We start from the raw sequence: 12,948 nt of genomic DNA on the forward strand, positions 1-12,948 counted from the left end.
GGGACAGGGGAGGAAGCCTTTACCCCAATGAGGGCACAGGGGAGGAAGCCTCCATCCCAATGAGGGGACAGGGGAGGAAGCGTCCACCGCTCAGGCCTCCGCCCCTCAGTCGACCATCCCTCAGGCCACCACCCCTCAGTCCACCACCCCTGTGAGCGGGTTCAGGCGGAAGCCGAAATTGCTCGGGTTGGCCGAAATGGATCCCAGGATCGGCGGGTCGCCGCGGCCGCGGTTGCGGTCGTCGATGGCGAACATCTCGCGGATGCCGGCCCGGGTCATGTCGCGCAGGGCGGGATCGTTCAGGGAGCTGATCTTCGGTCCGCTCACCTTGGTGCCGCCGATCGCCTCGCCCCGGGTACAGAACGCCAGGAACAGGTTCGTGCGGTCGCTGTAGCGCGCCGCCGGCACGTCGGTGGATCGCGCTTCCGACTCGCAGACCTCCGCCGTCGACAGGGACTCCACCGGGTCGAACAGGGCGATGATGCGGAAGTTCGGATGGTTGGCGGCGCCCACGTCCGAGGTGAAGGTCGTCGGCATGCCGAAGACGGCACCGCTCGCGGCATCGGCCATGGCGGTGCCGACGGCGTCGTGGCTGCCCAGCTCGCTCGGCGGGTTGGCGGCCCGCAGATAGACCGGGCTGTCGGCGCCGGCGTAGCGCAGGAAGGCGCGACGTCCTTCGGAATCCGTCGGCTGGATCGTGTTCTGCGCCGTCACGCAGCCGGCAAGGGCCAGGGCGGCGATGCCCAGCAGAGCCATCCCGCGACCGATTTTCCGCATGTTCGAGTTCCTCCTGGTCAGATCCCCTATGTGCGCATTCCAACCAACGTCGGCAAGGCCGCGTCCCGTCGACCGGTCCGACGATCCCCATGCTTCAACCTTTGCGATGGCTCGGTTAAGGTCGCGCCGGGAGGATCCCGATGAACAGCACGATGCCCACAGTTTCCGCCGCCGATGTCCTGCATTTCTGGTTCACCGAGTGTTCCGAGGAGGACTGGTTCAAGAAGAGCGACGCGTTCGACGCCACCCTGCGCGACCGGTTCGGGCCGACCCAGGCCGCCGCGGCAGAGGGAACGCTCGACGCCTGGGGCGAGACGGCGGACGGTCGGCTCGCCCTGATCCTCCTGCTCGACCAGATGTCACGCAACCTGTTCCGCGGCTCCGCCCGGGCCTTCGCCCAGGACCCGGCCGCCCGGGCCATCGCCCGCCGCGCGCTCGCCGAAGGCGACCATGTGGGAGCGAGCCGGGAGCGCCGCCTGTTCCTCTACCTGCCCTTCGAGCACAGCGAACATGCGGCCGACCAGGACCTGAGCGTGGCGCTGTTCGTGGCACTGGGGGATGACGGCCTGACCGACTATGCCGAGCGGCACAAGGTGATCGTCGACCGGTTCGGCCGCTTTCCCCACCGAAACGAGGCCCTGGGCCGCCGGAGCACGGAAGCGGAGATCGCCTTCCTGCAGGAGCCCAATTCCTCGTTCTGAGCCATCACGCCCCCCTCACCCCGCCAATCAGGCCCCGACAGAAGGACGCCAGCCCGTGAGCACCAAGCCCGATCTCCTCGTCATCTCCCCCTGGTACGACGTCGCCATGAAGGAACTGGACGACCATTTCACCGTCCACAAACTCTGGGAGTCCAAGGACAAGGCGGGGCTGCTCGCCTCCCTGGCCGACCGCTGCGAGGCGATCGCCGGGGCGACCGCCTGCGGCGCCGACATCATGGACGCCTTGCCCAAGGCCAAGGTCATCGCGCATCACGGAGTCGGCTATGACGGGGTCGACGTGGCGGCGGCGACGGCGCGCGGCATCAAGGTCTCCAACACGCCGGACGTGCTGAGCGACGAGGTGGCCGATTTCGCGCTGGGCCTGCTGCTGGCCACCTGCCGCAAGATCCCCCATGCCGACCGTTATGTCCGCGCCGGCAAGTGGGAGAGCGAGGGCAACATGGCCTTCACCCAGCGGGTGCACGGCCGCAAGGTCGGCATCCTCGGCCTCGGGCGCATCGGCATCGAGATCGCCCGGCGCTGCGAGGGGTTCAAGATGGACATCGCCTACCACACCCGCAGCCAGAAGGCGGACGTCCCGTACAAGTACTATGGCGACCTGCTGTCCATGGCGAAGGACGTCGACTTCCTGATCGCCATCGTGCCGGGCGGGGCCTCCACCAGGCACATGATCAACCGGGAGGTCCTGGACGCGCTCGGCCCGACCGGCGTGCTGGTGAACGTGGCGCGCGGCTCGGTGGTGGACGAGGCCGCCCTGATCGAGGCGCTGAAGGACGGACGGCTCGGCGCCGCCGGCCTCGACGTGTTCGAGCAGGAGCCCAAGGTGCCCCAGGCGCTGAAGGACATGACCGAGAATGTCGTCCTGCAGCCGCACCAGGCCAGCGCCACTCACGATACCCGCCTCGCCATGGGTCGTCTGGTGATGGAAAACGCGCTGGCGGGCCTCGCCGGCAAGCCGCTGATCACGCCGGTGAACTGAGGGCGCTCAGTACCCCGTCGACGCCCTTGCCGGCTCGCCCTCCAGGGTCGCCAGCAGGGCGTCCAGCAGCCCGCTGGCGCCGAATCGGAAGGTCGCTGGCTCGGCGCGTCCGTTGATCGCGTCGGCCAGCCGAAGGTAGGCAGCCGCCTGTTCCGTCGTGCGCACGCCGCCGGCCACCTTCACTCCCACCGGGCGGTCCGCGGCCGCGGCGACGTCGAGCAGCACATGGGCCGCCTCCAGGGTGGCGGAGATCGCCACCTTGCCGGTGGAGGTCTTCAGGAAATCCGCCCCGGCTTCCACGGCCAGCTCCGAGGCCTCACGGATTGAGGACTGGGTCAGCAGGCGGCCGGTTTCCAGGATCACCTTCAGGGTCGCCTGGCCGGTCATCAGCCGCGCCATGTCGAGCACCGCCCGCGCCTCCGCCACCCGGCCGGTCAGCAGCGCGGTATAGGGCAGCACCACGTCGATCTCGTCGGCGCCGTCGGCGATGGCCGGCAGGATCTCGTCGCGCACCTGCTCCACGTTGTCGCGGCCGTGCGGGAAGTTCACCACGGTGCAGACCTTCACCGCTGTCCCCTGGAGCCGGTCGCGGCAGAGCGGCACGAAGCGCGGCCAGACGCAGACGGCGGCCACCGGCCCGGCGGGGGTTGCGGCGCGGCGGCAGAGTTTCTCGATCGCCGCGTCATCGTCGCCGTCGTTCAGCGAGGTCAGGTCGAGGCAGGCGATCGCCCGGCGGGCAATCTCGGCAAGGCTGTCAGAGGTCATCGGCGGCGATCCCGGCAAAGGCGGTGAGCAGGCGGGCGAGATCCTGGGCCATGGTCGCGCCCGTGGTCATGACGTCGCCATGGTCGAGGGCGGCCCCGGCGCCCATCCCCGCGGCCAGGTTGGTGATCGTGGAAATCCCGGCGACCTTCACCCCCATATGCCGAAGCGCGATGCATTCCGGCACGGTGGACATGCCGACCGCATCGGCGCCGAGGGTGCGGAAGGCGCGGATCTCCGCCGGGGTCTCGTAGCTCGGGCCGGGGTACCAGAAATACACCCCCTCGGCGAGGTCCAGGCCGGTCTGTCCGGCGGCATCGGCCAGGTGCGCCCGCAGGCCTGGGTCGTAGGCGGTGGTCATGTCGATGAACCGGGCGCCGAGCGCGTCCAGGTTGGGACCGGTCAGCGGGTTCACGCCGGACCAGTTGATATGGTCGGTGATCATCATCAGCCGGCCGGGGCCGACCTCCGCGCGCAGGGAGCCGGCGGCGTTGGTCAGCACTACCGCTTTGCAGCCGAGCCGGGCGAGCGTGCGCACCGGCCGCACCACATCGGCCATCGGGTGGCCTTCATAGGCATGGGCCCGGCCGCGCAGCATGGCGACCGGAACCCCGGCCAGGCTGCCGAGCCGCAGCCGTCCGGCATGACTGTCGACGGCCGGCTTGGGGAAGCCCGGGATGTCGGCATAGGAGACGTCGACCCGGCCGGTGACCGCCTCGGCACAGGCGTCCAGCCCGGACCCGAGCACGATGCCGAGCCGCGGCTTGAATCCCGGAGCGGCGGACCGGATAGCGGCGGCGGCGGCGTCGATGCGGTCGATCTCGGTCATGGTCGCACGGCCTTCGGGCTCACCGTTCCTTCACATAGGGCACGCCGATCGCCTTGGGCGCGATCGCCTTGCCGATGAAGCCCGCCAGCAGGATCACCGTCAAGGCGTAGGGCAGGGCCTGGATCAGCGCCACCGGCGCCTGGCCGATGCCGGGGATCTCCACGCCCTGCAGCCGGGTGGCGACGGCGTCGAGGAAGCCGAACAGCAGGCAGGCCATCAAGGCGGGCACCGGCCGCCACTTGCCGAAGATCAGGGCGGCAAGCGCGATGTAGCCCTTGCCTGCCGTCATGTCGCGCACGAAGGCGGCGGACTGGGCGGTGGAGAGATAGGCGCCGGCGATGCCGCAGAGCGCGCCGGTGAACAGCAGGGCCCGGTAGCGCAGGAAGGTGACGGAGATGCCGGCGGTGTCGACCGCGCTCGGGCTTTCGCCGACGGCGCGCAGACGCAGGCCGAACCGAGTGCGGTAGACCACCCACCAGGTGAACGGCACCGAGGCCAGCGCCACGTAGACCAGGATGTTGTGGCCGCTGATCACCTCGGCATAGAGGTGGCCGATGATCGGCACCTGATGCAACTCGGCGGCGAAGGGCCAGACGAGGGAATGGAACCGGCCGTCATGGGTGAGCGGCGGGGTCTGCCCGCCCTGGGAGAACCAGGCGATGCCGAGCACGATGGTCAGCCCGGCCACCAGCACGTTGATCGCCACCCCGCTGACCACCTGGTCGCCGCGATGGGTGATGCAGGCGAAGCCGTGCAGCAAAGCGAGGGCGGTCGAGACCGCCATCGCCGCCAGCAGGCCGATCCAGCAGTTGCCGGTGACATAGGCGGCGGCCGCGGCGGCGAAGGCGCCGGCCAGCATCTTGCCCTCCAGGCCGATATCCACCACGCCGGAGCGCTCGCTGAACAGCCCGGCCATGGCGCACAGGATCAGCGGTGCCGCGACCCGGATCGTGGCGTCCAAGGTGAGGATCGACAGGAGCCAGAGATCGGCGAAATCACTCATCGGGCCACCTCCCGCCGGGCGGTCCAATTCCGCCACAGCCGCAGGGCGGTCGGATGCAGCATGAAGGCGAGTGCGCCGGAGAACAGGATGACCAGACCCTGGATCACCACGACCAGGTCGCGGGTGATGGTCTGGAACTCGAAGTCGAGCTCGGTGCCGCCCTGGTACAGGGCGCCGAACAGCAGGCTCGCCAGCACGATGCCGACCGGGTGGCTGCGGCCCATCAGGGCGACGGCGATGCCGGTGAAGCCGTAGCCGGCGGTGAAGTTCAGCAGCAGCCGGTGATGCACGCCCAGGATCTCGTTCAGCCCGACGAACCCGGCGAGCGCGCCGGAGATCACCATGGAGACGACGATCACCCGCTTCGGGTCGATGCCGGCATAGACGGCGGCCTTCTCGTTCTTGCCGACGGTGCGGATCGCATAGCCCCATCGTGTGCGCCAGATCAGCAGCCAGACGAACACGCAGGCGAGCCCGGCCCAGACGATGGAGAGGTTCAGCGGCGAGGGCGTGACCTCGATGCCGAAGCCGCCCAGGATGTCGTGGACGAAGGGCAGCCAGGCGCTCTCCGCCAGCTCCCGGCTCTGCGGCGACATCTGGCCCGGCTCGATCACCACATTGACCATCAGGTGCACCATCAGCGCGGCGGCCAGGAAGTTGAACATGATGGTGGTGATGACGATGTGGCTGCCGCGATGGGCCTGCAGCCAGGCCGGGATGAACGCCCAGGCCGCACCGAACAGCCCGCCGGCCAGCCCGGCGATCGGGATCAGCAGCCAGCCGGGCAGGGCGGTGTCCAGGGACAGGGCGACGAAGCCGACCCCCAGCCCGCCGATATAGGCCTGGCCCTCGCCGCCGATGTTGAACAGCCCGGCATGGTAGGCGACGGCCACCGCCAGCCCGGTGAAGATCAGGTTGGTGGTGTAGTACAGGGTGTAGCCGAGCGAGCCCGGATAGCCGAAGGCGCCGGCCACCAGCACGTCCAGCGCCTCCAGCGGGTTCTCGCCCACCAGCAGCACGATCAGGCCCGCGACCAGGAAGGCCATCAGGATATTCAGCGCCGGCAGGACGCCGATATCGATCCAGGCTGGCAGCTCCCGGCTCATGCGGTCCTCAGAGTTCGTCGGTGGTGGTGCCGAAGCCGGGCTCGAACATGCGCCGGTACAGCCGTTCGGCATAGGTGTCGGTCATCCCGGCGATGTAGTCGCAGACCTGCCGCTGGATCGGGTCGCTGTCGAGCAGGTCGTCGCGCGCGCCTTCCGGGATCATGGTCGGGTCCATCACCAACTCGTCGAACAGACTGTTCACCACCAGATGCCCCTTGCGGCGGAGCTGGCGGACCGAGGCGCTGTTGATCACGGTCTGGTAGACGAAGGTCTTCAGGAACCGCACCAGATCCTTCACCGGCCCGGCGAAATCGACGGTGTGGCGCAGCAGCGGGTGCTCGAATTCCGGCCGCTCGAACACCGTCACATGGGTGACCAGCACGTTGACCAGGGCGGAGATCGCCTGCTTGCGGTCGTAGCTGGAGCGCGAGAACAGCGCCTCGGCCAGGGCATCGCGGTCCAGGCCCAGCCCCTCGGTCTTCAGCCCCTCGAAATCCGGAAGGTCGGTGGTGCCGGCGACATAGGCCTCGAAGGTGTCGCGCCGGATCAGCCCGCGGGCGATGGCGTCCTCCAGGTCGTGGACCCCGTAGGCGATGTCGTCGGCGCATTCCATCAGGGCGCAGTCGATCGTGCGGTAGATCGGCTGCCCGGTGGTGTCGAGGGCCGGCAGGGCGTCGCGGTCGGCGTTGGAAAACGGGGCGAGCGCCCAGTCGACGATGTCCTGCTCGCTGTCGAGGTAGCATTTCGGCGGCCGGTCGTCGGCGTCCTTGCCCAGCGCTGCGAAGGCGTCGGAGCAGGCGGAATAGGAGGCCGGGTATTTCAGCACCGCCAGGTTCAGGCGCCTTGTCGGGTTCAGGCCGATGCCCGGGCGCCGGTACTTCTCCAGCCGGTTCAGCACCCGCAGGGTCTGGCCGTTGCCCTCGAAGCCGCCATTGCCGGCCATGCAGGCGTTCAGGGTCTCCTCGCCGCTATGGCCGTAGGGCGGGTGGCCCAGGTCGTGGGCGTGGCAGGAGGCGGTCATCAGCGAGGCCGAGGGCAGCCAGGTCTTCACCGTGTCGGATACCGAGCGATCGGCCCGGATCTTCAGCAGCAGCCCCTCGCCGATCTGGCCGCATTCGATGCTGTGGGTCAGCCGGGTGCGGTGGAAATCGCCCTCGCCGGTCGCCATGACCTGCGTCTTGCCCTGCAGGCGCCGGAACGCGGCGGAATGGATCACCCGTCCCTTGTCGTGGTCGTAGGCGTCACGCACATCGGCGGAGCGCGGCGGCTCCGGATGGCGGCGCTCGGTGAAGGCGGCCAGATCTGCGGTCATGCCGGGCCTCCCTCTGGACGACCCTGGGCGCGGATTTCCGACAGCGGCACATTGGCCATCATCAGGCCCAGGGTGCGTTCGTCCGCCTCCTCGGCCGGCAGCTCGCCGACCAGGGCGCCGCCGCACATGACCAGGATACGGTCGCTCAGCCCCATGATCTCGTCGAGCTCGACCGAGACCAGCAGGATCGCGGCCCCGGCATCGCGCATGGCGACGAGCTGGCGATGGATGAACTCGATGGCGCCGATATCCACGCCCCGGGTCGGCTGGCCGACCAGGATGATCTTCGGGTCCCCATCCAATTCCCGGGCCAGCACCAGCTTCTGCTGGTTGCCGCCGGAGAACAGCGAGGATTTGAGCGACGGGTCGGGCGGGCGGACGTCGAAGCTCTCCATCTTCGCCCGGCAGGCTTGCTCGATCGCGCCCGGATCGGTCAGCAGCCCGGCATTGTATCGGTCGTCCATGTGGTGGCCGAGGATCGCGCTCTCCTTCGCCTCGAAATCCATCACCATGCCCATGGCGTGCCGGTCCTCCGGCACATGTCCGACCCCGGCGGCCCGTACTCTCGCGCCGTCGGACGGCTGGGCGGGGGTGATCTCCAGGTCGCCGAGCCGAACGGTCCCCGATGTCGGCGCCCTCAGGCCCGCCAGGACCTCCAGCAGCTCGCTCTGGCCGTTGCCGGACACACCGGCCAGGCCGACGATCTCGCCCGCCCGCACGGTAAAGGAGACGTCGCGCAGCCGGATCACCCCGGCGCCATCGACGACGCCGAGGCCGTCGACCGACAGCAGCGGCGCACCGGGGCTGGCCGGGCCTTTCTCGACCCGGAACAGCACCTTGCGGCCGACCATCAGCTCGGCCAGTTCCTCGCGCGAGGTCTCGGAGGTCGGGCGATGGGCGACCATCTCGCCGCGGCGCATCACCGACACGGTGTCGGTCACCGCCAGGATCTCGCGCAGCTTGTGGGTGATCAGGATGACGGTGACGCCCTCGCGCTTCAGCTCGCGCAGGATCTCGAAGAGCTGGTCGGTCTCCTGCGGCGTCAGCACGCCGGTCGGCTCGTCCAGGATCAGGATGCGGGCACCCCGGTACAGTGCCTTCAGGATCTCAACCCGCTGCTGCAGGCCGACCGGCAGGTCGCCGACGATGGCGTCGGGGTCGATCTCCAGCCCGTAGTCGCGGCCGAGACGCAGCAGCTCGGCCCGCGCGGCGCCGATTCCGGCGGCCAGCAGCGGCGCGCCCTCCGCGCCGAGCATGACGTTCTCCAGCACGGTGAAGGGCGGGACCAGCATGAAGTGCTGGTGCACCATGCCGATGCCGGCGCGGATCGCGTCCTTGGCGTTGCGGATCGAGACCGGCCGGCCGTCGATCCGGATCTCCCCCGCATCGGCCTCGTAGAAGCCGTAGAGGATGCTCATCAGGGTGGATTTGCCGGCGCCGTTCTCGCCGACGATCCCGTGGATCGTGCCCGGGGCCACCGACAGCGAGACGTCCCGGTTGGCATGGACCGGCCCGAACCGCTTCTCGATGCCGATCAGCTCGATCGCCGGCGGGGGGGCAGGAGCGGTGGACGGGACGGAGCGGCTGCCGGCCGTATCTTCGGCGATGCTCACTCCGTCCCCTCCGCTTTGGTTCTGCCGCGCCGGCTCAGTGCGGGCAGGAATTGTCGGACATGTAGTCGTGGACGGTGATCTTGCCGGCCACGATGTCGGCCTTGGCCAGTTCCGCCTCGCGCTTCATGTCGCCGGTGATCAGGTTCCGGTTGTTGTCGTCCAGCGCCCAGTCGACGCCGCCCTCGGCCAGGCCGAGATTCTGGACGCCGGTGGTGAACTTGTCGTTGCTGGCGTCGGAGAACGCCATATAGGCCGCCACGTCCACCCGCTTCAGCATCGAGGTCAGCATGGTGCCGGGATGCAGGTGGTTCTGGTTGCTGTCGACGCCGATGGCCAGCTTGCCGTTGTCGGCGGCCGCCTGGTAGACGCCCAGCCCCGTGCCGCCGGCGGCGGCGAAGACCACGTCGGCGCCGCGGTCGAACTGCGACTTGGCGAGCTCGCCGCCCTTGGTCGGGTCGTTCCAGGCCGACGGGGTGGTGCCGGTCATGTTCTGGAACACCTCCACGTCCGGATTGGCGTGCTTCGCACCCTGGACATAGCCGCAGGCGAAGCGGCGGATCAGCGGAATGTCCATGCCGCCCACGAATCCGATCTTGCCGCTCTCCGACGCCATGGCAGCGATCATGCCGACCAGGAACGAGCCCTCATGCTCCTTGAAGACGATGGAGCGGACGTTCGGCAGGTCGACCACGCTGTCGATGATGGCGAACTTGGTGTCGGGGTTGGCCTTGGCCACCTTCTCCAGGGCCGGGGCCTGGGCGAAGCCGACGCCGAGCACCGGGTTGGCGCCGCGCTGGGCCATGCGGGCCAGGGCCTGCTCGCGCTGGGTCTCGTTGGTGACCTCGAACTCGCGGTAGTCGATGCCGGTCTCCGACTTGAACTTCTCGACGCCGTTATAGACGCCTTCGTTGAAGCTCTTGTCGAACTTGCCGCCCATGTCGAAGACGACGGCGGGGGCGATATCGGCCGCCAGGGCCGGGCCGGCCATCATGGACAGGGCGACGGCGGCCGCGAAAACCGGTTTCTGGCCGAGAAGACGAAACTGCATGGATGAGCTCCCCTGTTTGGGTCCGTCAAATCGACGGTTGAAGTGTAATCTAGGCGAAATCATAAGCAGTTCCCAGCGTCTCGACCCGGGATTCTGGGACGCGCCAGGGATGATGAGGGTGATGTGATCGAACCACGGCTCAAGGCGGGGATCATCGTGCAGTCGGCGATCCGCCAGGCGAGCATGCGCGGCATCCCGGCGACGGTGGTGCGCCATGGCGACGACGATGCGGGGCAGGTCTTCGTGGTGGTGAACCGGGGGCGCGACATCGGCTTCGTGCTTCTGGCGCCGAGCCGCGACTACGACAGCGGCAGGACGGTCTGGCGCCGCCCGCTGGGCGAGGACCCGCTGCCGGAGCACGAGGTCGACGCCCATATCGAGAAGGAACGCCGCATCGACCCGGACCTCTGGGTCCTGGAGATCGAGTCCCGGGACGGCTGGCACCCGTTCGAGGAGGGGTAGGGGCGGCAGCACATATCCGGCCGTCATCCTGACGCACGTCAGGACCATGCCGCCGACCTATCCTCCACGCACTTCCCGGCCTTGTGCCGGGACCCACCCGTCCGCCGCAGGGCGTCCCCGAGTATCCTTCGACGCCCGTGCCGCCTGGCTGTGGGCCCCGGAATAAATCCGGGGAGTGATGTCGTAACTTGGCGGACGCGCGGGCGGCTCGGTCCTGACTTGCGTCAGGATGACGGCGAACGAAACCGGCCCGAGACCTGCATCGCCACGATCCCGCCCAGCACCAGCACCGCGCCCAGTCCCTGCGCCGCGGTCATCGCCTCGCCGAACATCAGATAGGCGGCGACGATGGAGGTCACGGGCTGGAGGTTGTTCACGATCGCGCTGGTCTCCGCCCCGATCTTCGGGATCGACGCGAAATACAGCGGGATCGAGCAGCCCTGGAGCAGGATCACCCCCAGCGCGCCGAGCCAGCCGGCGGTCGTCAGGGGAGCGGTCAGCCCGGTGGTGGTGGGCACGACGACGCTCAGCGCGACCGCCGCCACCAGGGCCATGTGGAACATGACCACCAGGGAATCCCGCCCGCGCATCGCCCGGCCGATCCAGGTGACGTTGATGGCGCAGGCGATACCGGCCGACAGGCCGAGCAGCACGCCGCGCGGGTCGAGGTGCTGCAGGCCCTCCCCCAGCATGATGGCGAGGCCGGCGAAGGCGGTCAGGAAGGCGGCGAGCCGCAATCCTCCCGGCCAGCGCCGGTCGAGCAGGGCGGTGAAGACGCTGACCAGCGGCGGATAGACGAAGAACAGCAAAGCCGCCACCCCGACCGGGATGAACTGCACCGCCCCGATATTGCCGAAGAACATATGGGCCAGCAGCAGCCCGAGCCCCAGGCAGTTCAGCCAGGCGCGCCGGTCGACCCGCAGGGACCGGCCGGAGGCGAGACACCAGGTGCCGACCAGGGCGACCACGAACCAGGCCCGCACCAGCGCCACCGACTGGCCGTCGGTCCCGCCCTCGAAGGCGATGCGGGCGACCGCGATGGCGAGGCCCAGCCCGACCGTCGCCGCCAGCGCCAGGCCGAAGCCGGCGAGCCGGCCGCGTCGGCGCTCGGCGTCAGCTTCGGTTCCAGAAAGCGCCATGGTCCCGGATCCAGCCGATGAAGTCGGTCATGGTGGCGGCGAGATCGTCGGGCAGCCGGTGACCGGCCTCGTCGGCCAGCCGGTCCGGCTTCATCGGCGCGCGGTCCTGGTCGGACCAGAGATTGATCGTCGGCTCCTCGCCCGGCTCGGCCAGGCGGTAGGAGAAGCCGGGGAAGGCCTCGGCCAGCGGCGCGCACATGTCGAGCACGCTGACCGGCTTTGCCGAGGTGACGTTGAACAGGTCGCTCTTGAGCTTGTTGGCCGGGGCCGCCATCAGCGCCTTCAGGGCGCCGGCGACGTGGCGGGAATAGGTCCAGTCGAGGCTGTCGCGCCGGGCGAGGATCGCGGTGCCGCCCGAGCGGGCGAGCAGGGCGGCCTGCATCGGCGCCGACAGGGTGTCGCGCGCCCCGCTGTCGATCTCCCAGGCGCCGTAGATGGTCGACAGGCGGACGGAACGGGTGTCCAGGTCGGTCAGTTCGGCATAGCGCCGGACCAGCCGCTCGGAGCCGTATTTGGTCATGCCGTAGATCTTGAACGGCTCCTCGCGGGTTCCGTACTCGTCCAGGGGACCGTCCCAGCCGGTCTCGCCGAAGGCGCCGGTGCCGTAGGCCGCGCCGGAGGAGATGTTGATCAGCCGTTTCGCCCCGGCCTTCCAGGCGGCCTTCAGGGTGTGGGCGAGGCCGACCAGATTGACCTCGATCACGCTCTCCGGCGCCTCGCGCTCCCGGTCGGGGCCGGAGGTGACGGCCGCACCGTAGAACACCTGGGAGACCTTGTGGTCGCCGATCGCCTGGGCGACGGGCTCGGCCTGGCGGATGTCGCCCTGGACCAGGGTGTAAGAGCCGGGCAGGGCGTCGAGCCGGGCCTTGGCCGCCGGGTGCAGGGGGGTGCGGTCGAACAGCACGACCTCCTGCCCGTCCTCCAGGTAGCGCTCGGCCACCGCAAGGCCGATGAAGCCGCAGCCGCCTGCGATCAGGGTGGTCATGGTCGCTCTCTCCGCGTGTGGTTCCCGTCCGCCCAGCCTACCCCGGCATCCCGACGAAAGTCAGGATCAAGAAACCGGCGCCGGTGCACCGTAGGTCCTGATTTACATCAGGATGACGGTTGGGGTGCGGGCGGGAGATGCCGGGGATGAGGGAGAGCGGCACCTGCAAGGTCGGCCCGCCCCACGGTCCCTACCCACAACCCCCTCCCGT

The 12,948-nt window shown here is 69.2% G+C and carries 13 protein-coding genes; 3 read left to right on the forward strand and 10 right to left on the reverse strand.

The genetic code is table 11. The features are described from left to right. Window positions 1–135: 135 nt before the first annotated feature. Complete coding sequence (locus ACOQOP_RS19910; protein WP_420563560.1) at window positions 136–777, reverse strand: hypothetical protein; 642 nt, start codon at window positions 775–777, stop codon at window positions 136–138. Between the two features lie 140 nt (window positions 778–917). Between ACOQOP_RS19910 and ACOQOP_RS19915 the strand changes: the two genes are divergently transcribed. Together ACOQOP_RS19915 and ACOQOP_RS19920 are read left to right on the forward strand one after the other, a co-directional pair. Then, window positions 918–1,478: a DUF924 family protein gene (locus tag ACOQOP_RS19915; protein ID WP_420563561.1), complete on the forward strand. Its 561-nt coding sequence runs from the start codon at window positions 918–920 to the stop codon at window positions 1,476–1,478. 55 nt (window positions 1,479–1,533) lie between these two features. Continuing rightward, window positions 1,534–2,478, forward strand: a complete 945-nt coding sequence (locus ACOQOP_RS19920; protein WP_420563562.1) for a 2-hydroxyacid dehydrogenase — start codon at window positions 1,534–1,536, stop codon at window positions 2,476–2,478. A 6-nt stretch (window positions 2,479–2,484) separates the two neighbouring features. On the opposite strand, the gene deoC is transcribed toward ACOQOP_RS19920, so the two are convergent. From deoC to ACOQOP_RS19955, 7 genes are read right to left on the reverse strand one after another with little or no spacing between them, the layout of a single operon-like run. Beyond that, window positions 2,485–3,243 (reverse strand): deoxyribose-phosphate aldolase, encoded by a 759-nt coding sequence (gene deoC / locus ACOQOP_RS19925; RefSeq protein WP_420563563.1) that lies wholly within the window; start codon window positions 3,241–3,243, stop codon window positions 2,485–2,487. Next, the gene (locus ACOQOP_RS19930; protein ID WP_420563564.1) at window positions 3,233–4,069 is read right to left on the reverse strand and encodes a purine-nucleoside phosphorylase; all 837 of its coding nucleotides are present in this window, start codon (window positions 4,067–4,069) and stop codon (window positions 3,233–3,235) included. The genes deoC and ACOQOP_RS19930 overlap by 11 nt, the downstream gene beginning before the upstream one ends. A gap of 19 nt (window positions 4,070–4,088) precedes the next feature. Beyond that, on the reverse strand, window positions 4,089–5,072 hold the full coding sequence (locus tag ACOQOP_RS19935) for an ABC transporter permease (protein WP_420563565.1): 984 nt from the start codon (window positions 5,070–5,072) through the stop codon (window positions 4,089–4,091). Continuing rightward, complete coding sequence (locus ACOQOP_RS19940) at window positions 5,069–6,178, reverse strand: ABC transporter permease (protein WP_420563566.1); 1,110 nt, start codon at window positions 6,176–6,178, stop codon at window positions 5,069–5,071. Before ACOQOP_RS19940 ends, ACOQOP_RS19935 begins: the two co-directional genes overlap by 4 nt. Before the next feature lie 7 nt (window positions 6,179–6,185). Next, window positions 6,186–7,490: an anti-phage deoxyguanosine triphosphatase gene (locus ACOQOP_RS19945; protein ID WP_420563567.1), complete on the reverse strand. Its 1,305-nt coding sequence runs from the start codon at window positions 7,488–7,490 to the stop codon at window positions 6,186–6,188. Then, window positions 7,487–9,097, reverse strand: a complete 1,611-nt coding sequence (locus ACOQOP_RS19950) for an ABC transporter ATP-binding protein (RefSeq protein WP_420566552.1) — start codon at window positions 9,095–9,097, stop codon at window positions 7,487–7,489. The genes ACOQOP_RS19945 and ACOQOP_RS19950 overlap by 4 nt, the downstream gene beginning before the upstream one ends. Before the next feature lie 40 nt (window positions 9,098–9,137). Beyond that, the gene (locus tag ACOQOP_RS19955; RefSeq protein ID WP_420563568.1) at window positions 9,138–10,151 is read right to left on the reverse strand and encodes a BMP family lipoprotein; all 1,014 of its coding nucleotides are present in this window, start codon (window positions 10,149–10,151) and stop codon (window positions 9,138–9,140) included. Between the two features lie 123 nt (window positions 10,152–10,274). On the opposite strand from ACOQOP_RS19955, the gene ACOQOP_RS19960 reads away from it, so the two are divergent. Further along, entirely contained in the window at window positions 10,275–10,613 is a 339-nt protein-coding gene (locus ACOQOP_RS19960) for a DUF1491 family protein (protein WP_420563569.1), read from the forward strand. Between the two features lie 224 nt (window positions 10,614–10,837). Here ACOQOP_RS19960 and ACOQOP_RS19965 read toward each other — a convergent pair whose 3' ends face one another. Then, a complete protein-coding gene (locus ACOQOP_RS19965; RefSeq protein ID WP_420563570.1) occupies window positions 10,838–11,752 on the reverse strand; it encodes a DMT family transporter in 915 nt (304 codons plus the stop codon). After that, complete coding sequence (locus ACOQOP_RS19970; protein ID WP_420563571.1) at window positions 11,727–12,737, reverse strand: NAD-dependent epimerase/dehydratase family protein; 1,011 nt, start codon at window positions 12,735–12,737, stop codon at window positions 11,727–11,729. Before ACOQOP_RS19970 ends, ACOQOP_RS19965 begins: the two co-directional genes overlap by 26 nt. Window positions 12,738–12,948 lie beyond the last annotated feature (211 nt).

Source organism: Thalassobaculum sp. (genome assembly GCF_965223715.1).
Lineage (GTDB): Bacteria > Pseudomonadota > Alphaproteobacteria > Thalassobaculales > Thalassobaculaceae > Thalassobaculum.